Raw genomic sequence first — 25,537 nt, 5'->3', positions numbered from 1 at the left:
CAAGTAATTCTTCAATTTTTTAAATTGAAATGAAAAAACTAAACTTAATCCAATTGAAAGTAAGGATTTTACAATTATAAACAAAATGAAAACCAACATGCCCCTTGCTACTTGTCCGCCCTACCCTGGCCATTACTTTCCAAAATGCTTATAATGATTAGCTCAAGTAGATTAAAAAGTAATTTGCTATATTACTATGCTTGCATAATATATATTTTGTATATTTGAGTATGTTGGTACACCGAGCTCATAAAATGATTGTGAGTTGGGAGGAAACTTTTTGACAGCAAACCTTATTATATATACGTTATCGGCTTGGTAACTGATGAACCAAAAAACTGAAATGCCATGAATTTTGAATTAAGCGAAGAGCATAAAATGATCTGCGGCGCAGCGCGGGAATTTGCCCAGGAGCTAAAGGCTGGGGCAATCGAGCGCGATGAAGCCGCAAAATTTCCAACAGATTTTGTCAAGCAAATGGGCGAACTAGGGTTTATGGGTATCATGACCCCCGAAGCTTATGGCGGAGCTGGAATGGATACGTTGGCCTATGTTCTTGTGCTCGAAGAAATTGCCAAAATTGATGCCTCAGCGGCCGTTATCGTATCCGCCCACAATTCCCTGGTATTATATGGACTCAATGCTTATGGTACAGAGGAACAAAAACAAAAGTACCTGATTCCCTTAGCGAAAGGTGAAAAACTTGGTGCTTTTGCGTTGTCAGAACCTGAAGCTGGTTCGGACGCCTCCTCACAGCATACCACCGCCGAAGATAAGGGGGATCACTATCTCCTAAATGGTACAAAAAATTGGATCACCAATGGTGGCCATGCCGATATCTATCTTGTCATTGCACAGACACATCCTGAAAAAGGCCACAAAGGAATCAATGTATTGATCGTTGAAAAAGGGCTGCCGGGATTTACCATTGGTCCTAAAGAAAACAAATTGGGTATCCGTAGTTCCGATACCCATTCACTCCTATTTTCCGATGTTCAGGTTCCCAAGGAAAACCGTATCGGAGAAGATGGCTTCGGATTTAAATTTGCTATGAAAACACTCGATGGCGGTCGCATTGGGATTGCGGCACAGGCCCTAGGAATTGCTGCGGGTGCCTATGACCTTGCTTTGGCTTACTCAAAAGAACGAAAGACCTTTGGAAAACCGATTTCGGATCATCAGGCCATACAGTTTAAATTGGCCGACATGGAAGTTGATATCGAGGCAGCTCGACTTTTGACGTATAAAGCTGCCTGGACGAAAGACCAGGGGCTTCCTTACGGTAAAGAAGCTGCCATGGCCAAACTGCATGCATCTGAAGTTGCCATGAAACACACTGTCGAAGCTGTACAGATCCACGGTGGCTACGGTTACGTAAAAGAATATCATGTCGAGAGGTTAATGCGCGACGCAAAAATCACGCAAATATATGAGGGAACTTCTGAGATCCAACGTCTGGTGATTGCCCGTGAGATCCTGCGCTAAGGTCTCCGTCATGCAATGAACCCAAAAAGTTAAACACTTTTTTAGGGCTTTGCATGACGGATAGCTATGTTAATCTAAAGACTCTTCAATTTGTTGTCGATCATAGCAAGATATTGATAATCCTGAAAGGCAAAGCTCGCCGTTTCAGCCATCGCCAGATTCAAAATAAACTTTGCTTTACGAAGTAAATTCTCCTGATTGCCATCTGTAGCATTCAACCCATCAAATAACAACGTTAAAGCCAATGGATGTAGTTGCTGAATTTGAAGATCTGTTTTGAGATATGCCGAAAGTTCATTTTCGGAAAGATTTAAAAAATAGGTCCTACTCTTTTCGAAGAATTTCTCATAAGCATCTTCAAATACTGCTGGATCAGTCGGCTCCGTAAAAGCATCATGCCCTTCTGTCCATATGCGAAGAAATTTACCAATTTCTTCGATCCAATTCATCAATACATCTTTCTTAAAACTTAATCCCATGATCTATGCTTATCTGATCTGTCCATTTCCGCGGACAATCCACTTCTCTGTTACCAATTTTTCCAATGCAAATGGTCCACGGGCATGTAACTTTTGGGTCGAGATACCTATTTCTGCACCCAGACCAAACTCACCTCCGTCCGTAAAACGTGTAGATGCATTGGCATATACCGCGGCAGCATCCACTGTATTCAAAAATTGTTCAATATGGAGTTCACTGGAAGAAACAATACATTCCGAATGTTTGGAAGAATATTTTGCGATATGCTCCAAAGCTTCGTCCAAACTGGTGACCGTCTTTATTGAACACTTCAAATCTAAAAATTCTCTTCCAAAATCGGCTTCATCTGCGCGCTTTAAATTTGAAAAATGTTGACCCTGTAATACCTCATAAGCTGTAGGGTCCGCGAAAACTTCCACCTGAGCATCTTCAAAATAAGTTTTCAATTTCGTTAGGAACTCGGCAGCAACAGCACGATCGACCAAAACAGTATCTAAAGAATTACACACCGATGGCCTGGAAATTTTAGCATTGGCAACAATTTTCGCTGCCATATCCAAATCTGCTGTACGGTCCACATAAGTATGGCATACTCCTGCTCCAGTTTCAATAACTGGTACTTTAGCGTGTTCCCTGACATAATCGATCAGCGACTGTGAACCCCGTGGTATGATAATATCCACGAATTGGGTAGCTTCCAATAATTCCGAAACATGCTTCCTATCAACAGGCAACAGTTGCACAATAGTTGTTGCAATACCATACTGCTCCAAGACAGCATGGATCACTTTCAACAACGCCTCGTTGGTGTGTAACGCGTCCGAACCACCGCGCAATAGACAAACGTTACCCGACTGAATACACAATGCAGCAACGTCTATCGTCACATTAGGTCGCGATTCGTAGATGACCCCAACGACTCCGAGTGGAACCGTAATTTTCTCGATCTCCAATCCATTTGGCAATATCTTTTTTAGTAATAACTGATCTGTTGGATCTGCCAACTGAGCGATCTGCTTAACACTGTCAGCCAAACCTTTTAGACGATCGCTATTGAGCAAAAGACGATCCTTTTTGGGGTCGTCATCAGCCATACGATCCAAATCAATCTTATTGGCTTTTAATACATCAGTAGTATGTGCGATAAGACCTTCTGCGATGGCATTTAAAATAGTTATTTTGGTATCAGGAGCCAGTTGTTGCAAAATTTGTTTTGCTTTGGCCGCCGCCTGAAGTTGGTTTAAGATGGATTCACTCATAATAATACAATATCATTTGCATGTGCAATTTCTACATTTTTTTTACTGGTCTGGGACAAAGCGGATGAATCCATCTTCGCGCGGGCAACGGCAATAGTTAAGCCTTCTAGATTGACAATATTTAACACTTCTCCTTTTTCAAAATGCTCGACGATACGGGTTACCCCCACAGCGAGTAAACTTTTGTGCTTCAATAATGCTTCCTCCGCTCCACGATCAACCATCAATTCCCCTTTTATTAAACTTCCACTCGCGAGCCATTTCTTGCGGGAAGAGATCTTCTTACTTTGAGCCAGACACAATGTGCCAGTCTCGTGCTTAACCGCTTTTTGTATCGCCTCCTCGGTTTGCATACTAAAAATCACCACAGCAATCCCCATTTGATTGGCCAATCGGGCAAAGTTCAATTTCGAGGTCATTCCCCCTAATCCTACGGAAGATTTATCCTTCCTTGCCAGCCCTAAAATATCCCGGTCAATTGTTTCAATTTGCGGTATAATCTTGTTGTTTGCATCCAACACACCAGGAACGGAAGTGCTAAACAGTAATTTTTCGGCACCAAAACCAACAGCAATCAAGGTTGCCAGCTCATCATTATCTGAAAACTTCAGTTCTTTATTACTCACCACATCATTTTCATTTGCGATTGGAATAACATTGTTCCGCCACAATTCCTCATACGTATTTTTCAATTGTAGAAATTGATCCCGATTGGAAAAGTGATGTCGCTCACATAAACTCTGCGCCAATGAAATTTTAAACGGTCGGAAATAAGTAGAATACGTATTAATCAATATAGGGTTCCCAATTGCAGCAGCTGCTTTGCGTTCGGATAGCGTTCCTGTGTAGCTGGGCAGAAAACGTTTACCGGCAGCAACAGCACCTGAAGAGACCAAGACGATATTGTATTTCTTTTGTAAGGAAGCAATTTGCCTAGCGATCTCCAAAACAATACGTTCATCAACTTCTCCCTCTTTCGTGGTAATAGAAGCCGATCCAAATTTGACAACGAGAATTGGCTTTTTCATTTTTTAGTATGTTTTAGTTTAGATTTGAGCACTAATTTACTGAGAAGAATTTGATTTACGCAAAATATGTTAACAATTGAACAATATAGTTCAATCGTTAACCTTAGGAAGTACGGCCCAATCTATTAGGTCCAGGAGCATTCGTGTACCCGGCGTTTATCCCGTAGGAAATTTTACTTTGGCAGAATGCTGCGGAAAGCACAAAAAACAGTATTATGCTGTAGATTAAATGTTTCATATGTAGCCAATTTATTTACAATTGCTACAAATATGGACGGTGGAATCTTAATTTATACGCTATTTAGCGTCGTTTAACAAATCTTAAATTGATTAACAATAACTAAAACCGACTTCCTTTACGAAGGGAATCGCTCTTCATAGAGCTTCTCCAAGGAGAACATTTCATCACGATATTTCGCTGCTTCCAAGAAATCCATTTCTTTCGCTGATTTATCCATTTTCTTCCGTACGTTATCGATCGCTTTCTTCAGATCCTTCTCACTGAGATACTGCATCACTGGATCAGCTGCAATGGCCTGCGACGGATCAGGTTCAACATAAATTTTAGGTTCAATACCCGAGAAATCAGCAACAGAAGTCTGCTCTAAGATCTCCTCTCTTGTTTTGCCCACAGTACGCGGTGTAATGCCATGTTCCAAGTTATATTTCATCTGCTTGTCTCGGCGACGATTGGTTTCATCTATTGTGACGCGCATGCTATCCGTCATTTTATCCGCATACATAATAACCCGACCTTTATCATTCCGGGCCGCGCGACCAATTGTCTGAATAAGCGATCGTTCGGAACGCAGAAAGCCCTCCTTATCCGCGTCGAGAATAGCAACAAGCGTGACCTCCGGCAAATCAAGCCCCTCACGAAGTAAATTCACCCCGACCAGGATATCAAATTCACCCAAGCGGAGCCCCCGCAAGATTTCAACCCGCTCCAAGGTTTTAATTTCAGAGTGGATATAACGGACTTTTAAGTTCAGCTTGGTCATATATTTGGAAAGTTCTTCAGCCATGCGTTTGGTCAATGTAGTAGCCAAAACACGTCCTCCCTCTTTAATGGTCTTATCGACTTCTTCCAAGAAATCATCGACCTGATTAATCGCTGGTCGTACTTCAATAATTGGATCCAGAAGTCCTGTTGGGCGAATGACCTGCTCAACGACAACACCTTCGGTCTGCTGCAGTTCGTAATCGCCCGGAGTCGCCGATACATAAATCGTCTGATTTGTCAAGGATTCAAACTCCGGAAAGTTTAAAGGTCTATTATCCAAAGCCGCGGGCAACCTAAACCCATGTTCTACCAAGGAAACTTTTCGCGATCGGTCACCTCCATACATCGCACGTAATTGCGGTAAGGTCACGTGACTCTCATCAATGACCAACAGGTAATCTTCCGGAAAATAATCCAGCAAACAGAACGGACGCATCCCCGGTTGTCTACCATCAAAAAAGCGGGAATAATTTTCAATCCCCGAACAATAGCCCAGTTCACGCATCATTTCCAAATCATAATTGACCCGCTCCTCCAAACGCTTCGCTTCAAGCATTAATCCTTCCTCTTCCAGCTGCGTTTTCCGTTGCATCAATTCATCTTGAATAGCCCAGATCGATTCTTTGAATTTTTCTTTCGGCGTGACGAAGAGATTTGCTGGAAAAAGAGCAAGATCTTCCATCTTGTTGAGCGTTTTCCCTGAAATAGGATCGATCTCACTCAGTTCATCAATTTCATCCCCAAAGAATGAAATCCGAATAGCATTATCCAAGTATGCCGGAAACACGTCCACTGTATCACCTTTAACCCGAAAGGTACCCCGTTTAAACTCTGTGGTCGTTCGCGAATATAAAATCTCCACCAGCTTATGCAGGAAAGCGTTTCTAGTGACAGTCATACCGACCCCAAAACGAAAGATAGACCGGGAGAAATCTTCCGGATTTCCCATACCGTAGATACAGGATACCGAAGAGACGACAACGATATCACGCCGTCCCGACATCAATGACGACGTGGTTGCCAAACGCAGCTTTTCGATTTCCTCGTTAATCGCCAAATCCTTCTCGATGTAGGTATTCGTCGAAGCAATAAAAGCTTCGGGTTGATAATAATCGTAATAAGACACAAAATAGTTGACCGAGTTATTGGGAAAGAACTGTTTGAATTCACCGTACAACTGAGCCGCCAAAGTTTTATTGTGGCTTAAAATCAATGTCGGCTTTTGGGTTTCCTGAATCACATTAGCCACAGTAAAGGTCTTACCCGAACCTGTCACCCCCAAAAGCGTCTGGTATTGCTCTGCCTGCTCTACCCCTGCTACCAACTGCTTAATTGCTTCTGGCTGATCGCCTGTGGGTTTGTACTCCGATGTCAATTCAAATTTCATATATTTCCTGTGTCTTTAAGAAAACCATTCAGGCCTTTTCCAGCAAACATTGCACCACGAATTGCTTGAGCCCTAAGCTCAAAAACAGTTTTTGTAATCCGATGGTTTCAATCTGCTTCAAGACGATTTGTTGACCTGTGGTCCAGGCCATATCCTGCTATGTTCTTACACAAATTTACTAAAAATTTTACCATTTTAGCGCAAACTATAATAATACCATAGATGTTATTACTTTCAATTGATTATTTATTATCTTTAGCTTAACTGAACTAGCACACACGCCATGGTCACTATTCTATCTACCCAAAATAGCATTGCAAATCATTTTATTGCCGAACTGAGAGATATCACGATTCAACAGGATCGCATGCGCTTTCGTCGGAATCTGGAACGATTAGGTGAAATTTTCGCTTATGAAATCAGCAAGACGATGGCTTATAAACCTGTTGAAGTTGAAACTCCGTTAGGTGTGGCCAAAACCCATCTCTTGATGGAACAACCCGTACTCGCTACAATTCTGAGAGCGGGGCTTCCCTTTCATCAGGGACTTTTAAATGTATTTGATCATGCCGACAATACCTTCATTGCGGCCTATCGGCATACCAAAAAGAGCGGTGAGTTTGAAATTCATAAAGAATATGTTAATACACCAAACTTAGATAATCGTACAGTAATCATTGTAGACCCCATGTTGGCCACAGGAAAGAGCCTTGTATTATGCTGTAAGGATCTCCTGGCCGAATATGACATCAAGGAATTACATATTGTTGCAGCCATTGCATCCGAGGAAGGACTGAATCACGTTCAGGCTTTTGTACCTACGGCACACATCTGGGTAGGTGACGTCGACCACGAACTGACCTCAAAAGCTTATATTGTACCTGGACTCGGTGATGCCGGAGACCTGGCCTACGGTGTAAAACATCATTAATGTGGATAAATTATTTAAAACTAAATTAACACTTAGATCATTGAAATTCAGTAAATTTATGTCAATGATGAAGTTTAATTTTTTTATATCTAATCTATATCGCTATGAGATGGCAAAAATACAATGGCGAATCCATTCGCTCCACGATTTTCGATGCTGTTGAGGAAGTCATTAAACGAGAAGATGCCCTAGGGAATAAGCTCAAGGTTTATATAGGCACCGATTCCCAAGTCAAGAGAGGCATCATCGACTTCGCTACAGTCATCGTCTTTCTCCGGGAACATAAAGGTGGATTTATGTTTATCCAACGGGACAAAAGGCATCACCGAATGAGCATTAAAGAAAGGATGCTGCTCGAAGTCCAAAAATCCATCGATATAGCCTATCAACTCTGCCCCCTCCTCGAAAAACACAAAGTAGACCTCGAAGTCCACGCCGACATCAACACCAATCCAAATTTCCAGTCAAATGTTGCCCTGAAAGAAGCCATGGGCTATATTATGGGTATGGGATTTGTTTTTAAGGCCAAGCCCGAATCTTTTGCCAGTACCAATTGTGCGAATAAACAGGTTCAATAATTGACTATTGGGCAGACTTTGTATATTTAGGGTGTAATTTTTAATACACCACATGCAGGATTTTTTTCAGCAGATTGCACGTCAATTTGCCCAGACCTCTTGGCTCGAATGGTTAGGTACGCTGACAGGCTTTCTTTGTGTCTATTTGGCCGCTAAGCAAAATATATGGAACTGGCCAATCAGTATCATCAGCGTAGCGTCCTACGCGATTCTGTTTTATAATGCCAAACTGTACGGAGATACTGTACTACAGTTCTACTTCCTGTCCACAGCTGTGTACGGTTGGTATTATTGGATAAGACGAAAAGAAGAAAAAAAGAAACCTATCGTCAAAGCCAGCAATGGGCAGCTGCTCCTTTGCCTCCTGGCAATCCTGATCCTAACACTATCAATCGGTTATCTCCTCGATAGCAAGACAAATTCCGATGTCCCTTATATTGACGCATTCTGCACCTCCGTAAGTTTTGTTGCTCAATTTCTGATGACGCGCAAAGTGCTTCAAAATTGGCTCTTATGGGTATTTGTGGATATTTGTTATATCCCGCTCTATATACACAAAGACCTTATGCTGACCGCAGTACTCTACCTTGTTTTCACGCTCATCGCTTGGAATGGCTATCGCGATTGGCAGAAAACCTATAAAAATTTTGCGTAATATTGCCTATCAAAACGATCGAAGTGGGAAAAGATTTCATAAAAATTGCCGTTGTTGGCCCCGAGTCCACCGGAAAATCAACGATGGCACAATTTCTTGCCAAGGAATTTCAGACGGTATGCGTACCCGAGTATTCACGTTATTATTGCCAAAGCCTCAACAATAAATATACCCTGCAGGACGAAGTCAATATGTTTTATGGACAGGTAGCCCTAGAGGAAGCCCTGATCCCTTTAGCGCAGGACCAGCTCCTCATCTGTGACACCACCTTTCTTACGGTAAAAATTTGGTCAGATCATCTTTTCGGTCATACGCCGCAGGAAGTCACCGATAAAATTCAACAACATGTTTATGATCTCTACCTGCTGATGGATATCGATCTACCTTGGCAGGATGATCCACTACGGGATTTTCCCGAACAGCGCGAACACTTCATGGAGATCTGGAAAAGCGAATTGAACGCCATTAATGCGAATTACCGTCTTATTTCCGGGCTCGGCGACCAACGTCTTGAAAATGGACTTCATGCGGTAAAAGATTTTCTGACATTGATTTGAGACAAGTGTCTTGACGAAGCAGCCTTTTACAGCTATATTTGTAAGCATAAAGTATAGCTGTTGTTTATACGGACTAAAAATACTTGCCCAGCGACAGAAAGCTTTATAGAAACAATTAAAATAGAATATTAACATTTTACTTAAGAAATAATGTATCCAGAATATTTAGTAACTCCAATGCGTCAAGAGTTAGTTGATGCAGGATTCGAAGAATTAAAAACTCCTGAAGCAGTTGATCAGGCTATCGCATCAGAAGGAACTGTCTTTGTGGTTGTAAACTCTGTTTGTGGTTGCGCTGCAGCAAATGCACGCCCAGCTGCAAAAGCTGCTGTAAAAAATGAAAAACACCCAGCTAAATTGGTCACTGTTTTCGCAGGTATGGAAACTGATGCTGTAAACACTGCACGTAACTACATGTTGCCTTACCCGCCATCTTCACCAGCAATGGCTTTATTTAAAGACGGAAAATTGGTACACATGATTGAAAGACATATGATTGAAGGTCGCCCTGCACAAATGATTGCTGACAATTTAGTTGCAGCATTTGACGAGTACTGTTAATCACGTATTTTGATTTTTGAATTAAAAAGGCTGTCCAAGTTATTTGGATAGCCTTTTTTGCATTTGGATAATCCGTATTCGCATTACTTTTCCTTCAGGTTGCCTTTCACTACTTTACTGATGATCTCCTGTCCCAATAATACGCGACAATTCAGCGTAGGTACTTCACGTAAAGCAATTCGATAAGTCAAAACCCCGCGTCCGCATCTCCAATAGATCTAGCCCCAAGCCTAGTTTCCGTTTATTCAAAGCTTTTTGCTATTTTTAGGTTATGAAAACCTTCCCAATCATCATTTTTTTGTTCTGCTTGACAATCATTTCATGTTCACCACAAACGAAAGTGGACCTCATTGTTTATCATGCGCAAATATATACTGTAGATTCGGCTTTTAGTATGGCACAAGCTTTTGCTGTCAAAGACGGTAAATTTATTGCCATCGGTTCCGATGAAGAAATACAGCGGAAGTACAAAGCAATAGAAAAAATTGATGCGCAGGGGAAGGCCATTTATCCGGGATTCTATGATGCCCATGCGCATTTATTTGACGAGGCCGAACTAATGGATCAAGTCGACCTAAACGGTAGCGATTCTTTCGAGGAGGTTATTCAACGTGTCAAAAACTACCAGCAAAAAAATCCGGACAAAACTTGGCTGATCGGTGGTGGCTGGGACCAAAATCACTGGAAAGATAAAACTTTCCCAACCAAGGACCTACTCGATAAAGCTTTCCCGGATATCCCCGTCTACCTCATGCGTGTAGATTATCATGCGGCGGTAGCCAATTCCAAAGCGCTAGAATGGGCCAAATTAACCAGTATTCCGACGATTCGTGGCGGTGTGGTCGGCGGGAATAATAATATCCCCAATGGCCTCTTGATCGACAATGCAATGGATCTTGTCAATAAGACAATCCCGGTTCCGAGTGAGAAAGACTTCTTAAGAATGCTCAAGCGAACGCAAGACTCCCTCCTTTCCGTCGGTCTAACCACTATTGTAGACGCAGGTTTATCAAAAGAAAGACTCGATCTCCTAAAAAAATACTATCGCGAAGGACAGTTGAAAATTAGAGATTATGCCATGATCCTCGGCAATCCCCAAAACATAAAGTCATTTATCGAACAGGGTTTCTATGAAACGGACCGTTTCGAGATCAAAGGATTTAAACTGCTCGCCGATGGTGCATTGGGATCTCGTGGCGCATGCCTCCTCGCACATTACCATGATGCCCCCACCCACGGCTTTCTCCTCCATAGCCCCCAGGAATACGAAGCCATGATCAAACAGATTGCCGAAAGTAAGTTTCAGGCAAATACCCATGCAATAGGCGATTCGGCCAATCGTATTATTCTGGATATCTATGGCAAATACCTCCACAATAATGGTGACCGTAGATGGCGCATCGAGCATGCCCAAATTATATCGCCTACAGATTTTGACAAGTTTCGAAAGTATCAAATCATACCATCTGTACAACCTACACACGCAACCTCCGATATGTACTGGGCCAAAGATCGACTTGGTGAAGAACGTATGAAAGGCGCTTACGCTTATAAGCGTCTGTTGGCAGAATATGGCAAACTCGCTTTGGGGAGTGACTTTCCGGTTGAACATTTTAACCCCATATATGGTTTCCACGCCGCTGTAGCACGTGTCGACAAAAAAGGCTATCCTAACCACGGGTTTCAGATGCAAGATGCCATAAGCCGTGAGGATGCCTTAAAAGGAATGACAATCTGGGCGGCATATTCTTGTTTTCAGGAGAAAAAACGAGGAAGTATCGAAGTGGGAAAAGATGCCGATTTTGTTATCCTCGAAAAGGATATCTTGAAAATTCCAAATGAGCAACTGCGAAATGTAAAAACAGAACGGACAGTAATTGCAGGTGAGACCCTGTTTAAAAGATAACAAGAACTGATATGCCTAGCCATACCCAATAAACTTATACCGCTAACGAAACAAGATAGCTAACAAAAGTATTGCTAACAAGTCAAACCTTTCTTAACCTGCATTAGCACAACCCTAGGGAGGATAATAACGAAAAGTTCAAATAAATTCTTAGAATTACGAATGTTTCGTATATTTACGATATAAACATATATTTATGAAATATTCATTATCAATCCTACTGTCTGTGGCCACGCAGCTATTATTTGCACAAGAGCGTACTCCTGCCATCGCTAAAGTACATTACGAATTCAAACATGTCAATGACAGTACCCAACGGGACCAATTTTTACGCGATGAAACAGTGGTTTACCTGAATCAGCAGGGCAGCTACTATACGTCATATTCATCCAAACGCATGCAGGAAGAGGTCAAAAAACAGATGGAAGATCCCGCATTTTCCGGCAATCTAACCCTTACTACGCGCTCCTCGCCCTCATCATCATCTTATCTAATCAACCCCGATCAAAATAAAATAACAGAGGTAATATCCGTTGCTAGTGACCATTTCTCCATTACTTCACCATATCCCACACAGGATTGGGAAATCTTGGGAGATCGTAAAGAAATCGGTGGTTACAATTGCCAAAATGCGAAGGCAACATTCAAAGGCCGCACCTATATCGCCTGGTTTACAACCGAACTTCCATTTTCCTATGGTCCCTGGAAACTCCATGGTCTACCCGGACTTATCCTTGACGCACGGGACACAAAAAATGAAGTGATTTTCGCTTACGCCGGATTCGATAAAATTGAAGATGGAAAAACATTTGTCGAACTGCCACAAAATACCATCGCAAGTACGGCAGATGAAGTAAAGAAGATTCAGGAAGCCTTTAAGGCCAATCCTCAAGCCTACATGCAAGCGCAATCCGGAAAGAATAGAGCCATCAATGTAGGCTCAAACGGAAACATCGTTGCCGTTCGAGCCGGTAATTCAGGTGGAAGCTCCCCTATTGGTGCTTTGGATCCATCCAAAATAAAAAGTTTCAATATTTCAAGAGACGATAAATACAAACCTTCGAAGGTTACCAATAATCCGATAGAGCTGACGCCTTAATGAAAGTATTTCTATGTTTATTTATAGTCGTTTTGCTTGGGCAAATAACCTTTGCCCAGCAAACGATTAGTGGAACGGTCCAAGTGGATAAGACACAGCATCCCGTACCCTTTGCCAGTGTCAACATCCTTTCAGACGGTAAAATCATCGCTTTCAAGCCGACAGATAAAGATGGGCGTTTCACAATCACATTGACAAAGGAATATGCGAGCCTTTACCTGCAGATCAATCACCTTACTTACGAAAAATTTGAACTCAAACTTGGCACACAGACATCCAATCTTCGGATCGCCCTCGTTCCAAAAACCAATCTGCTACAAGACGTCATTGTAAAGAGCAAACCTAAAGTGAGCCGTTCAAATGATACGATTTCCTACGACGTCGGATCTTTTGCCAAAGAGGAGGATCGCAATATAGGCGACGTAATCAAACGCCTTCCGGGCATGGAAGTTACCGAATCGGGGCTTATAAAATACCAGGATAAAACCGTTTCTAAACTTTACATTGACGGTGACGATCTGTTGGAAAATCGCTATGGTGTAGGTACACGGACAATCCCGCATAAAATGGTAAAGGACATTCAGGTGCTCGACAATCACGAACATTATAAGGTCCTTAAAAATAAAAGATTTACAGACGACGTCGCCATCAATCTCGTTATCAAAGAGGAAGCCAAGCTGAAGCTCACTGGACAGGCCAAAATTGGCGTCGGCACCCCCAATCTCTATGATCCTGAATTGAATTCAATCCTATTCAACAAGAAAGTAAAGATGCTGAATGTTCTCAACGGGAATAATACAGGTTATGATCTTTCCGGAGATATTATTGGAGCCAATCAATCCTCTTTACTGGCCAAGTTCGGCAGCTCGACTATCAACAATCTCCTGGCGACGAGCACAACAGGCAGTCCAAATATTCCTAAAAACAATTATTACTTCAACAATACCGGTTCACTGAACACCAATAACCTATACAATCTCAAGAATCTCTGGCAGCTAAAATCCAATATTCAGGTTCTATACGACAACGATAGGCAAAATAATGCCTCAAACACGCAATACCTGCTCGATGATGGTGACGTTTATTTTAATGAGCAAAATCACATGAAAACAGCGCGTTGGCTTGGCGCAGCCAGACTTTCGGCATCTACCAATACGGAAAAGAAATATGCGAGCAATACTTTATCATTTGAATATGAAAAAAAAGATATTACAGCATTGCTGGCAAACTCCTCAGGGCAGATCGAGCAGTTCCAAAAACACCACATCAAGGGATTCAGAAACTTGTTCAGCTATATACCCCAACTTAAAAACAATGACATTATTGCAATCAACTGGTCTTTAAATTATGGCAATAAACCGCAGACATTACAGATCTATCCCGGTGTTTTTCCAGAAATACTCAACGATAGCATTCCCTATAAAAGCAGCCGCCAGCAAATCGAAGTTCCTTCCTTTTTTACGGAGATCAGTACAGGTTATCGCTTCAATAAAGGCAGAATCAAACAATACTATCAAATTAGCTTCAATACAGATCGTCAACATTTCAACTCACTCCTTACCATAGTAGATAATGAGCAACGTGTTCGAACATTGGGCGATAATACCCGTAATAATCTGTATTGGAGCAGATCCCAAGCGTTTATTACACCGCAATATTCCTGGAAAACAAATCGATTTGAAACCCAGCTCGAGATCCCGATCACCTATTTGTTTACGCATTATGAAGATGTCAGCCATCAACTGGCCACGTCCAAAAATTCCATGCTGATCAATCCTAATTTAAAAGCAAGATGGCAGATTTCACAAGAAGACTATCTTCAATTTAACTATCAATTTGCGCAGGATATAGGCAATATTGAAGATATATACCGTGGTGCCGTATTACGGAACTATAGAATGCTTAGCCAAAATAATGCAGCGCTAAATGAATCCAAAAAACATACGTTTAATCTCAATTATAATTTGGCCCGCACCCTAAAAGTATTATTTGCAAATGCAGGTATTAGCTATACAAGATCGCTTTCCAACACGATGTTATCGTCCGTTATAAAAAATAACATCACCGAAAACATATTGGTCAATATGGATAACCTGCAAGATCGATGGTCATCTCAGATCGGATATGATAAATACATCTTCCCTTTGGCAAGTACCCTCAAACTAAAAGGAAGCATTTCTTACTTCAAATACAATCAATTGTTAAACAATGCGCTAGTGCCTACTCGAAGTATGAGCTATCTATTTCAGCCCAGTATTGAAGCTAAGGTATTTAAATCTTATAATATTTCCTATTCAGGACTATTCAATTGGAGCCGGAGCAAACAACAGGGCCTTGACAATGCGATCCAAAACAAAACTACCACCATGATGCATAACATAGGCTTTCCGGCCAGTCCCTTTAAAAATGGCTTTATGCGGCTAAACCTACGTAATCTTTCCACCTTTCAAACAAACATGAAGAATGCAAGTTATACCTTCATAGACTTTTTTACGCGCTATAAGATCAACAAGTGGAAAATGGATATCGAATTGGAAATGAATAATTTGGCCAATATCAAAAACTATCGCACCTACCTGATGACGGCCAATATGATTTCACAGAATGAATTTGAACTTCGCGGGAGAACAATTTTACTTCGTACAGTTTTCAACCTTTAAGACTCGAACCATCGGAAAGAAACAATTACGTTTTCTAGTGCTCGTCTATTGTTGTGCCCATAGACCAATCTCTTCCAATTGAAATCTCGCTATTTTAGCAGATTATCGATGATGAACAAGAGTAATAAGTTTTTCAACCCCTAGAGGCAAACCGTTTCATTTAAAAAAAAAATAGAAAAAAGAAGCCTGAGCAAAAAAATCACCCAGGCTTCTTTTTATATCTTGCGAAAAATATTCTTTGTTAAAAAACTTAGAAATGTTTTCTATTGCATATCAAATAAATGTTTCTCTGCATGGTAAGAAGAACGAACCAGCGGTCCAGACTCCACATACTTGAATCCCATTTCCAAACCAATTTTCTGATATTTCTCAAATTGTGCAGGCGTAATCCACTCGATTACAGGATGGTGAGCTTTGGTAGGCTGTAAATATTGCCCCAGTGTCAAAATATGTACCCCAACGTTATATAAATCTTGCATTGCCTCGATAACATCTTCCTCTGTTTCCCCAAAACCAAGCATAATTCCTGATTTTGTACGGAGTCCAGCTTCAGAAATCCGACGCAGACACTCAAGTGAACGATCATATTTAGCTTGAACGCGAACTTCTCTTGTCAAACGACGTACAGTTTCAAGGTTGTGCGAAACAACCTCGGGACGTACTGCGATCACGCGGTCCAAATTATCCCATTGTCCTTTAAAATCTGGCAAAAGTGTTTCTAAGGTTGTTTCTGGGCTTTCCCGACGAATGGCATTTATTGTCTCCGCCCATATTATCGAACCACCATCTTTTAGGTCATCACGATCCACCGAAGTGATCACACAGTGTTTTACCTGCATTAACTTGACAGAATTGGCAACACGATTAGGTTCATCCAGATCCACCGCCAAAGGACGACCTGTTGCTACCGCACAAAATGAACAAGAACGTGTACAGATATTTCCCAAAATCATGAAGGTTGCCGTTCCAGCCCCCCAACATTCGCCCATATTCGGGCAATTTCCACTCTCACAAATTGTATGTAATTTATGCTCGTCTACAAGACTTCTGACATGTCTATATTCTTTACCAACAGGCAATTTGACACGCAACCAATCAGGCTTGCGTTGTGCAGGAGTTGCCGGAATAACTGGAAGTTCAATCATACAACAAAGTTAAGGATTAAAAATGTAATTTCTAACCGTCAATTTGTTGGTTTTATATCATAAAAAATGAGCGATTGCCGTCAATAATAGAATTATGAAACAAAAATTAGGATATTTGTGTTGATTATCATTAATCTAATAACAAAACTATGCGACTGAGCCGATCTTTATCCATGTTGTTACTTGGGGGTGCAACCATTTTTACAGCACAAGCCCAAACCAACTTTGACATTATACCCAAACCTTCGAAAATCACCTTGGCTACTGGAACATACGCTATCCCTGCACATCTTCAGGTTATTGTTTCAGATGAATTTCAGGAGGCGACACAGTTACTTACTGAACACCCCGCCATCAAAAGCCTCACTGTCGAAGTACTCAAGAAAAATAAAAAAGGCCCTAAAGAAGGCTTTCGCATTATTAAAGCTGTCGATGCAGATAATCTGAGTAAGAACGCCTATTCCATTCAAATCGATGAAAAAGGCCTGCTACTCAGGGCTTGGAATGTACCTCAGGTGATCAATGGGATTTACACGCTGGTTCAATTAGGCTATCTACAAGCCGATCCAAGTAAAGTAGCCTATGCGACTATAGTCGATGAGCCTCGCTTTGCTTATCGTGGATTACACCTGGATGTATCGCGCCATTTTATGCCGCTATCTTTTGTAAAAAAGTATATCGACATCATGGCCATCTATAAGTTCAACAACTTTCATTGGCATTTAACCGATGGAGCGGGATGGCGATTGGAGATTAAGAAATACCCGGAATTAACACAAAAGGCGGCCTGGCGAACACATACCAGCTGGAAAGATTGGTGGAACAATGGTCGTCAATATGTAGAAAAAGGTACGCCAAATGCCAGCGGTGGATTCTACACACAGGAGGAAGCCCGCGAATTGGTCGATTATGCAGCCCGCAAAGGAATCAATGTTATTCCCGAAATAGAAATGCCCGGACATTCGGAAGAAGTATTGGCCGTGTATCCCGAACTCTCCTGTTCCGGAAAGCCCTATAGTCAGGGAGAATTCTGTATCGGCAATGAAAAAACCTTTGAATTTCTGAAAAATGTATTGGATGAAGTGCTTACAATATTCCCTTCCCAGTACATTCATATCGGTGGTGATGAGGCTGAGAAAAAGCATTGGGAAACCTGTCCAAAAGATCAGGCACTCATGCAGAAAGAAGGACTGAAATCTGTCGACGAACTGCAGAGCTATGCCATCAGACAAATGGATCAATACCTGCAATCTAAGGGTAGAAAACTGATCGGTTGGGACGAAATCCTACAAGGGGGACTTACCGAAGGAGCTACCGTCATGAGCTGGCGCGGTGAAGATGGCGGCATAAAGGCCGCAAATGCAGGCCACGATGTCATCATGACTCCCGGTTCACACCTCTATTTTGATTCTTATCAGACAGACCCTCGGACACAGCCTGAGGCCATCGGCGGTTACCTGACACTGGATAAGGTGTATTCATATGATCCTATTCCAGCGGCCATACAAGGAGATAAAGCCAAGCATATTCTCGGAGCACAAGCGAATATATGGACAGAATATGTTCCTACCACCGAACACCTTGAGTATATGGTATTCCCACGTGCACTGGCTTTAGCAGAGGTCAATTGGACCAATAAAGATGGGAAAAGTTGGACTGACTTTCAGCGAAGACTGCAATCTCATTATAAGCTTTTACAAGATCTGAACGTCAATTACTACCGTCCTTCCTTTAATGTCGCTTATACAGCAACATACAATGCAGCTAAAAACAACAATAAAATTACGCTGACAACCGAGCAACTAAAAACAGATCAGATCCGATATACCATTGATGGCAGTGAGCCTACAATCCAGTCTACGCCGTATACCGGACCATTTGAACTCAGCTCGACAGGCCATATCAATGCGGCTTATTTTCTAGATTCTATCAAAATTGGTCCAACCCTATCCTTTGATATTGACATTCATCGCGCTATCGGAAAAAAAGTAACGTACAACACAGCATGGTCGGGATATCCAGCACAAAAAGATTCTACCTTAACAAATGGAATCATGGGTGGACTTTCCTATCACGATGGCCAATGGCAAGGATTCACCAGTCCGATTGATGTGGTCGTGGATATGGAACGTAGAGAAGAAATACACCAGGTAGCCATGAATTTTATGCAGATGATTGGCCCGGGCGTTTACATGCCCGGAGAAATGGAAGTCCTGCTTTCGGATAATGGCCGTACCTTCAGATCGGTAGGAACAATCAAAAATGATATATCCGATAAAGAGTCCAAGTTGACTTTCAAAAGGTTTGAACTCAAACTTGACAAAGCACAGCAGGCGCGTTATATAAAGATCAAAGCCAGCAATCCTAAAAAAGGATACTTGTTTACAGACGAAATCATCGTTTATTAAACATATCTGGACAGTTTTCTAAACCTGCATGTTTTATTGACTTGTGGTTTCTCATTAAAGCATCAATGAGTTCAAAACTCACTGTTATCGGAAAACAATAACCTTCATGATTTCACAGCACCAATAGCTCTAAAATCATGAAGGTTCTATACTCGTTTTTGTTTTTCAGGACTACTTTTCCAACAAACGGCATTTAATTTTGAAATATTATTAAAATAAATACTTAATTTTCAAAATTTAAAATGTAACTTTGCACTCCGACAAAGCAGTCGGAATGACCCTTCCCCATGAGCTATTTTTGATTGTCTTTGCTCAGATTTACAATAGGAAATTTAATTTTTTGAACTAGATATAATGCCAAGAAACACTTCCATTAAGTCGGTTTTAATCATCGGATCAGGTCCCATCGTTATCGGTCAAGCTTGTGAATTTGATTATTCTGGATCTCAAGCATCCCTTTCATTGAAAGAAGAAGGTATTGAAGTATCCATCATCAACTCAAACCCTGCAACAATCATGACGGACAAAGTTGTTGCGGACAATGTCTACTTACTTCCATTAACTTGCGAAAGTATTGAAGAAATTTTGCAAAAACACAACATTGACGCTGTACTTCCTACCATGGGTGGCCAAACGGCTTTGAACTTATGTATCGAAGCTTCCAACCTAGGCCTTTGGGAAAAATACAATGTAAAAGTTATCGGTGTTGATGTTGCTGCCATTGAAAAAACTGAAAACCGCGAAGAATTCCGTCAATTAATGGTTGATATCGGTGTGGGCGTTGCAACATCCAAAATTGCAAACTCATTCCTTGAAGGTAAAGAAGCGGCACAAGAGATTGGCTATCCGCTTGTTATACGTCCATCTTATACCCTTGCAGGTACAGGAGGTGGATTTGTTCACAGAAAAGAAGATTTTGACGCAGCCTTAAATAGAGGTTTACATGCATCACCAACACATGAAGTTTTGGTTGAACAAGCTGTATTGGGCTGGAAAGAATTTGAGTTGGAATTACTTCGCGATACCAATGACAATGTTATCATCATCTGTACTATTGAAAACTTTGATCCAATGGGTATCCACACTGGAGACTCGATCACTGTTGCACCAGGCATGACATTATCAGACAAATGTTATCAAGATATGCGTAATCAGGCTATCCTGATGATGCGTTCAATTGGTACATTTGCGGGTGGTTGTAACGTTCAGTTCTCTGTAAACCCAGAAAACGAAGAGATCATCGCCATCGAAATCAATCCACGTGTATCACGCTCTTCCGCTTTAGCATCGAAAGCAACGGGTTATCCAATTGCGAAGATTGCAGCTAAACTGGCGATCGGTTACAACTTAGATGAATTACAAAATCAGATCACCAAGACAACATCCGCATATTTTGAACCAACATTGGATTATGTGATTGTTAAGATCCCTCGTTTCAACTTCGATAAATTCAAAGGAGCAAACAAGGAATTAGGTCTACAGATGAAAGCGGTAGGTGAAGTAATGGCAATCGGCCGTACATTTATCGAAGCTTTACAGAAAGCATGTCAATCCTTAGAGACTGGCCGCGCTGGTTTAGGCGCTGATGGTCGTCAATGGAGAAACCTTGACGAAATCATGGATAGTTTGGAACATCCAAGTGGTGACCGCTTATTCCATATCAAAGATGCTTTCGAATTAGGCGTTCCTTTGGAATCGATCCGTAAGGCAACACGTATCGACAAATGGTTCTTGGTACAGATCCAAGAGTTGGTACACCTTGAGCAAGAATTACGTCGTTATCAATTGAATAATATTCCACGCGACTTCTTCATGACCTTAAAACAAAAAGGTTATTCAGATGTACAAATCGCATGGTTATTAGGAAATGTAACCGAGGATCAAGTGTACGATCGTCGTAAGGAGTTAGGTATCAACCGTGTTTACAAAATGGTCGATACTTGTGCTGCAGAATTCCCGGCACAAACACCTTATTACTATTCGACATTCGAAGAAGAGAACGAATCCATCTCTTCAGATAGAAAGAAAATCATCGTTTTAGGTTCTGGTCCAAACCGTATCGGTCAAGGTATCGAGTTCGACTACTCTTGTGTACATGGTTTATTAGCCGCTAAAGAATGTGGTTACGAAGCGATTATGGTTAACTGTAACCCGGAGACTGTATCGACAGACTTCAATATGGCTGACAAATTATACTTCGAGCCCGTATTCTGGGAGCACGTACGTGAGATCATCGAATTAGAAAAACCCGAAGGTGTTATCGTTCAGTTGGGTGGACAAACGGCTCTTAAAATGGCTGAGCGTCTAGAGCAACTTGGCGTAAAAATTATCGGTACTTCATTTGAGAATATGGACTTGGCAGAAGACCGTGGCCGTTTCTCCGATCTATTGAAAGAACTGGAAATTCCATATCCAAGATACGGTGTAGCAACTTCAGCAGAAGAAGCATTACAAGTTGCAAACGAAGTTGGCTATCCAGTATTGGTGCGTCCTTCTTACGTATTGGGCGGACAAGGAATGAGTATTGTCATCAATGACGAAGATTTAGAAAAAGCTGTCGTTAACTTGTTGAAGAATCTTCCTGGAAATCATATTCTGATTGACCACTTCCTGGATCGTGCAGAAGAAGCTGAATCAGATTCAATCTGTGATGGTGAAGATGTACACATCATTGGTATGATGGAACACATCGAGCCTGCAGGTATCCACTCGGGTGACTCATCGGCGGTATTGCCTCCATTTGGTCTATCACAAGCTGTTCAGGACAAAATGGAAGAATACTCTATTAAATTGGCAAAAGCGTTGAACGTAAGAGGTCTATTAAACATCCAGTTTGCTGTCAAAGGTGAAAATGTATATGTAATCGAGGCTAATCCACGTGCATCACGTACAGTTCCTTTCATCGCTAAAGCTTATGATGTTCCTTACATCAATATTGCAACTAAAGTCATGTTGGGCGTCAATAAATTGAAAGACTTTACAATCGAACGTAAACTGAAAGGATACGCGATTAAAGAACCTGTATTCTCTTTCAATAAATTCCCTGAAGTAGACAAGCAATTAGGCCCTGAGATGAAATCAACTGGTGAAGCAATTCGCTTTATCAAAGATCTACAAGATCCTTATTTCAGAGAATTGTACAATCAAAAATCAATGTTTTTGAATGCACAATAAGGCATATCAATAAAATAGAAAAGGCTTGCACATGCAAGCCTTTTCTATTTTATATCTTTTACACAGCGAAATCCAACATTATTTGTAGGACTGTTGACCTCTCCTTTTCCTCTGCTTCCGGCTTTATACCTTTCGCAATATTGATCATTGCAAAGAAATGACCCTCCCCGCTGAACGCGTTTTTCAAGATTTGGTTCCTGTGGATCATAAGAATCTTGTGGTCCTTTGGGATTAGCAGCTGTACTATGCTGATAATAGTCAGGTCTATAAAAATCAGCACACCATTCCCACACATTCCCTTCCATATCATACAGTCCCAACGCATTTGCCTGAAATGATTTTACAGGTGCTGTCCCCTCAAATCCATCTTCTTTTGAATCTTGTACCGGAAACTTTCCCTGGTAAATATTTGCGGTCCATTTACCATTAGGCTTCAAGTCTTGGCCCCAATAATACAAATCGTCGTTTGCATCTTTACGTCCTCTAGCCGCATATTCCCATTCCGCTTCTGTAGGTAATCGCTTGCCTGCCCATTCCGCATAAGCTGCAGCATCTTCATAGGCAACCTGAACAACAGGATAATTCATTTTGTCCTTTATCGAGCTATTCGGCCCCTCGGGATGTTGCCAGTTTGCACCAGGGACATACTCCCACCACATCAGGTAATTATTTAATGAATTAAGTTCTTTGGGCTTAGAGAACACAGCCGATCCCGGGACTAACATCTTGGGATCCACTCCCGGAAAATCTTTCGGATCAAGCTCTCGCTCAGCAACAGTTACATAACCCGTCTCCTTTACAAACTGCGCAAACTGTGCATTTGTGACCTCATGTTCATCCATATAAAATGAATTTAGTTCAACCTGATGTAGGGGCTTACTATCTTCAAAATTTGAACTTCCCATTAGAAATTTGCCCCCTTCGACCAATATCATTTTGTCCGCATTCTTGCTTTTTAGCTGGGCAATTTGGGATTTTATCATACCAGCGCGAGTAGGTATATTTTCCCCAACACAACAGGAAAGTGTATCCTTGGTGGAAAATAACGATAAACAGGTAATTAGAGTCAGATTGAATAACATAATTAAAGATAAACATAAAAGGGGAACAATAAAAAGTTCCCCTTCAATAAGTCATTTTATATAGGAGGGCTATACGCCCAATTGTATATTTTCTTTTTTCGCTGATCTCGAACGGATAGGCGTATTTCCGCCACCTTTTAACGTGATTTCTACCGGCGTATTATTTTTCCATGCACCTTTTGTGAAATCCGGTACATCAACTGTTTTACAGTTCTTTTCGACAGATTCGAAACTCAACGGTACGATACAGCTCCATGAAGCAGCGTCATAGACATCCTGATCCAAAGGTAATCCATTGCGCAAACAATCAATTAGACGCCAGTCCATCATAAAATCCATCCCACCGTGTCCACCGACCTGCTTTGCCTGCTCACCAATATATTTTACCAATTCTGGGGTGTATTTATCATACAGTTCCTTCAATTTCTGTTCTGTAACGAATTCATGACCAAAAGCAATATTCTCCGTAGGGTACTTTTGTGCAAACCCTTTGGTACCACTCAGTGTATGTAGCCTAGAATAAGGTCTAGGAGAAGTAACATCATGCTGCAACATAATCGTTTTCCCTTTGGCCGTACGGATAAGCGTTGTATTCATATTACCACGGTATTTCTTTCCTACAAATTCCTGAAAAAAAGAATCCTTAGCGGCTAACTCTTTCGCTTTTTCTCCCATCATAAAATCACTGGAAGACACCGCCACAAGATGATCCATTTTATCCCCTCTATTGATATTTAAGCATTGTGCCACAGGTCCAAGTCCATGTGTAGGGTACAGATTTCCATTTAGTTTTATATTTTCTCTTAGGCGCCACATGTTATCATAGCCATTTTTTGCAAAGTTAAGATCAAGCAAATCGTGAATATAAGCACCTTCGGCGTGAACGAGCTCGCCAAACAAGCCTTGGCGCACCATATTCAATGTCAGCATTTCGAAGAAATCATAACAGCAGTTCTCCAGCATCATACAATGCTTTTTAGTTGCCTCGGATGTTTTTACCACCTCCCAACAATCCTTGATTGTCAAAGCGATCGGGACTTCACAAGCCACGTGATTACCCGCTTTCATCGCCGCAATACTCATCGGAGTATGATAATCCCAAGGCGTACAAATATAGACCAGATCAAGCTTCTCTTCTTTCGACAAGGATTTCCAGCCATCTTCACCTGAATACGCTTTAGGAGCTGCTAGACCTTTCGATGTAACAATTTTTGTTGCGCGCTCCACCCGGTCTGGATGCTTGTCACAAAGTGCGACAATTTCGCATCCCTCAATAAAGGACAAGCGTTCAACAGCACCAGTACCGCGCATACCCAATCCTATCACCGCTACTCTGACTTTATCGATTTTTGGAGCTGCATATCCAGACATATTAAACGACGCGGCTGCCGTATTGGCATTGACCAGAGTAGGGAGTGAAACAGCCAGCGATGACAATATTCCGGCTTTTTTAAGAAAATCTCTTCTAGAATCCATAATTTAAAGTTCATATAAATTTAAAGGGACCAATTGGTCCCTCTAAAAAATCACCTATTTTAAAACAAACTAAACAGTCAATAGAAAAAATCCTTTTGGATCGGATTTTATAGTTGGTTCTATTTAAAGAACTTAATCTCTATAACAATAATATAACACTTTTTTCTAAATAAAAAATGAAACTTGAAAGCAATCGTTTGCTTAATCTACACAAACGATTGCTTAAATTTTTATCTTCGTTGTTTTTCAATCGATATTCTGCAGCCACAGAGTTTTTAATAATGAAATTCCGAGTAGAATAATGGCATTGCTACAATATAATCCAGCAATGATTACTAATGAATGCCGAGCTGCATTTGTTATCGTTAAGCAATTGTAACTTCACAGAGGCCTAGCTAGAGGTATAATGTTATCGGGTTCCTGATCGGGATATGTGGATGAGAAATAGTATGTGGATACAATGATATCTGCCTTATTAAGCTTAATAATAGTCTAGAATGACCGTATAACATATGAATTTTATAGCAAGAACTATAGCCACTCACTGTATAATTCGCAACAGTTGGATAGCCTATAAGGAAAGTAAACTCAAGCAACGTACTGCGATAACCAATAGGCGGAGGATATGCAATAGCATTGTACGGGGAAGTACAGGCAGGTAGC

General features: G+C 41.3%; 18 protein-coding genes. 11 read left to right on the top strand and 7 right to left on the bottom strand.

The genetic code is table 11. From position 1 onward, the window contains the following. Positions 1-348: 348 nt before the first annotated feature. The gene (locus B3297_RS04120) at positions 349-1,485 is read left to right on the top strand and encodes an acyl-CoA dehydrogenase (protein WP_286778464.1); all 1,137 of its coding nucleotides are present in this window, start codon (positions 349-351) and stop codon (positions 1,483-1,485) included. A gap of 74 nt (positions 1,486-1,559) precedes the next feature. On the opposite strand, the gene B3297_RS04115 is transcribed toward B3297_RS04120, so the two are convergent. From B3297_RS04115 to uvrB, 4 genes are all read right to left on the bottom strand, one after another. Beyond that, positions 1,560-1,964 (bottom strand): hypothetical protein, encoded by a 405-nt coding sequence (locus tag B3297_RS04115; protein ID WP_046672308.1) that lies wholly within the window; start codon positions 1,962-1,964, stop codon positions 1,560-1,562. A 9-nt stretch (positions 1,965-1,973) separates the two neighbouring features. Next, positions 1,974-3,224, bottom strand: coding sequence for a glutamate-5-semialdehyde dehydrogenase (locus B3297_RS04110; protein WP_070563274.1), 1,251 nt, complete (start codon positions 3,222-3,224; stop codon positions 1,974-1,976). Then, complete coding sequence (gene proB / locus B3297_RS04105; protein ID WP_286770730.1) at positions 3,221-4,252, bottom strand: glutamate 5-kinase; 1,032 nt, start codon at positions 4,250-4,252, stop codon at positions 3,221-3,223. The genes B3297_RS04110 and proB overlap by 4 nt, the downstream gene beginning before the upstream one ends. A gap of 356 nt (positions 4,253-4,608) precedes the next feature. After that, positions 4,609-6,642, bottom strand: coding sequence for an excinuclease ABC subunit UvrB (gene uvrB, locus B3297_RS04100; RefSeq protein ID WP_286778463.1), 2,034 nt, complete (start codon positions 6,640-6,642; stop codon positions 4,609-4,611). Positions 6,643-6,925: 283 nt separating this feature from the next. Between uvrB and upp the strand changes: the two genes are divergently transcribed. The 8 genes from upp (at position 6,926) to B3297_RS04060 (ending at position 15,589) form a co-directional block, all read left to right on the top strand. Next, a complete protein-coding gene (gene upp / locus B3297_RS04095; protein ID WP_046672304.1) occupies positions 6,926-7,573 on the top strand; it encodes a uracil phosphoribosyltransferase in 648 nt (215 codons plus the stop codon). A 104-nt stretch (positions 7,574-7,677) separates the two neighbouring features. After that, positions 7,678-8,151: a ribonuclease H-like YkuK family protein gene (locus B3297_RS04090; RefSeq protein WP_046672303.1), complete on the top strand. Its 474-nt coding sequence runs from the start codon at positions 7,678-7,680 to the stop codon at positions 8,149-8,151. A gap of 52 nt (positions 8,152-8,203) precedes the next feature. Next, positions 8,204-8,806, top strand: a complete 603-nt coding sequence (gene pnuC, locus B3297_RS04085; RefSeq protein WP_070563266.1) for a nicotinamide riboside transporter PnuC — start codon at positions 8,204-8,206, stop codon at positions 8,804-8,806. A 23-nt stretch (positions 8,807-8,829) separates the two neighbouring features. Next, entirely contained in the window at positions 8,830-9,363 is a 534-nt protein-coding gene (locus B3297_RS04080) for an AAA family ATPase (protein WP_070563596.1), read from the top strand. Positions 9,364-9,513: 150 nt separating this feature from the next. Then, the gene (locus B3297_RS04075) at positions 9,514-9,924 is read left to right on the top strand and encodes a BrxA/BrxB family bacilliredoxin (protein WP_070563263.1); all 411 of its coding nucleotides are present in this window, start codon (positions 9,514-9,516) and stop codon (positions 9,922-9,924) included. A 394-nt stretch (positions 9,925-10,318) separates the two neighbouring features. Continuing rightward, positions 10,319-11,830 (top strand): amidohydrolase, encoded by a 1,512-nt coding sequence (locus B3297_RS04070; protein WP_236560108.1) that lies wholly within the window; start codon positions 10,319-10,321, stop codon positions 11,828-11,830. 196 nt (positions 11,831-12,026) lie between these two features. Next, positions 12,027-12,929 carry a GLPGLI family protein gene (locus B3297_RS04065; RefSeq protein WP_286777426.1) on the top strand — a complete coding sequence of 301 codons (903 nt, stop codon included), beginning with the start codon at positions 12,027-12,029 and terminating at the stop codon, positions 12,927-12,929. Further along, entirely contained in the window at positions 12,929-15,589 is a 2,661-nt protein-coding gene (locus B3297_RS04060; RefSeq protein WP_286778462.1) for a hypothetical protein, read from the top strand. Before B3297_RS04065 ends, B3297_RS04060 begins: the two co-directional genes overlap by 1 nt. 263 nt (positions 15,590-15,852) lie before the next feature. On the opposite strand, the gene lipA is transcribed toward B3297_RS04060, so the two are convergent. Beyond that, positions 15,853-16,734: a lipoyl synthase gene (gene lipA, locus B3297_RS04055; RefSeq protein ID WP_286778461.1), complete on the bottom strand. Its 882-nt coding sequence runs from the start codon at positions 16,732-16,734 to the stop codon at positions 15,853-15,855. A 149-nt stretch (positions 16,735-16,883) separates the two neighbouring features. Between lipA and B3297_RS04050 the strand changes: the two genes are divergently transcribed. Together B3297_RS04050 and carB are read left to right on the top strand one after the other, a co-directional pair. Further along, entirely contained in the window at positions 16,884-19,142 is a 2,259-nt protein-coding gene (locus tag B3297_RS04050) for a beta-N-acetylhexosaminidase (RefSeq protein ID WP_286752230.1), read from the top strand. A 354-nt stretch (positions 19,143-19,496) separates the two neighbouring features. Next, a complete protein-coding gene (gene carB / locus B3297_RS04045; RefSeq protein WP_070563252.1) occupies positions 19,497-22,316 on the top strand; it encodes a carbamoyl-phosphate synthase large subunit in 2,820 nt (939 codons plus the stop codon). Between the two features lie 44 nt (positions 22,317-22,360). Here carB and B3297_RS04040 read toward each other — a convergent pair whose 3' ends face one another. Both B3297_RS04040 and B3297_RS04035 read right to left on the bottom strand, forming a co-directional pair. Beyond that, positions 22,361-23,299, bottom strand: a complete 939-nt coding sequence (locus tag B3297_RS04040; protein ID WP_254667666.1) for a formylglycine-generating enzyme family protein — start codon at positions 23,297-23,299, stop codon at positions 22,361-22,363. A gap of 168 nt (positions 23,300-23,467) precedes the next feature. Continuing rightward, complete coding sequence (locus tag B3297_RS04035) at positions 23,468-24,874, bottom strand: Gfo/Idh/MocA family protein (RefSeq protein ID WP_286778460.1); 1,407 nt, start codon at positions 24,872-24,874, stop codon at positions 23,468-23,470. Positions 24,875-25,537: the final 663 nt, after the last annotated feature.

It is taken from the genome of Sphingobacterium sp. UBA3519 (genome assembly GCF_002377215.1).
GTDB classification, from domain to species: domain Bacteria; phylum Bacteroidota; class Bacteroidia; order Sphingobacteriales; family Sphingobacteriaceae; genus Sphingobacterium; species Sphingobacterium multivorum.
Note: the sequence above shows the minus strand (reverse complement) of the source record. Positions and strands in the feature narration are given on the sequence as shown.

Coding starts and splice junctions, on each gene's coding strand:
- B3297_RS04120 (WP_286778464.1), top strand. CDS start 349: ATGAATTTTGAATTAAGCGAAGAGCATAAAATGATCTGCGGCGCAGCG.
- B3297_RS04115 (WP_046672308.1), bottom strand. CDS start 1,964: ATGGGATTAAGTTTTAAGAAAGATGTATTGATGAATTGGATCGAAGAA.
- B3297_RS04110 (WP_070563274.1), bottom strand. CDS start 3,224: ATGAGTGAATCCATCTTAAACCAACTTCAGGCGGCGGCCAAAGCAAAA.
- proB (WP_286770730.1), bottom strand. CDS start 4,252: ATGAAAAAGCCAATTCTCGTTGTCAAATTTGGATCGGCTTCTATTACC.
- uvrB (WP_286778463.1), bottom strand. CDS start 6,642: ATGAAATTTGAATTGACATCGGAGTACAAACCCACAGGCGATCAGCCA.
- upp (WP_046672304.1), top strand. CDS start 6,926: ATGGTCACTATTCTATCTACCCAAAATAGCATTGCAAATCATTTTATT.
- B3297_RS04090 (WP_046672303.1), top strand. CDS start 7,678: ATGAGATGGCAAAAATACAATGGCGAATCCATTCGCTCCACGATTTTC.
- pnuC (WP_070563266.1), top strand. CDS start 8,204: ATGCAGGATTTTTTTCAGCAGATTGCACGTCAATTTGCCCAGACCTCT.
- B3297_RS04075 (WP_070563263.1), top strand. CDS start 9,514: ATGTATCCAGAATATTTAGTAACTCCAATGCGTCAAGAGTTAGTTGAT.
- B3297_RS04070 (WP_236560108.1), top strand. CDS start 10,319: ATGGCACAAGCTTTTGCTGTCAAAGACGGTAAATTTATTGCCATCGGT.
- B3297_RS04065 (WP_286777426.1), top strand. CDS start 12,027: ATGAAATATTCATTATCAATCCTACTGTCTGTGGCCACGCAGCTATTA.
- B3297_RS04060 (WP_286778462.1), top strand. CDS start 12,929: ATGAAAGTATTTCTATGTTTATTTATAGTCGTTTTGCTTGGGCAAATA.
- lipA (WP_286778461.1), bottom strand. CDS start 16,734: ATGATTGAACTTCCAGTTATTCCGGCAACTCCTGCACAACGCAAGCCT.
- B3297_RS04050 (WP_286752230.1), top strand. CDS start 16,884: ATGCGACTGAGCCGATCTTTATCCATGTTGTTACTTGGGGGTGCAACC.
- carB (WP_070563252.1), top strand. CDS start 19,497: ATGCCAAGAAACACTTCCATTAAGTCGGTTTTAATCATCGGATCAGGT.
- B3297_RS04040 (WP_254667666.1), bottom strand. CDS start 23,299: ATGATAAAATCCCAAATTGCCCAGCTAAAAAGCAAGAATGCGGACAAA.
- B3297_RS04035 (WP_286778460.1), bottom strand. CDS start 24,874: ATGGATTCTAGAAGAGATTTTCTTAAAAAAGCCGGAATATTGTCATCG.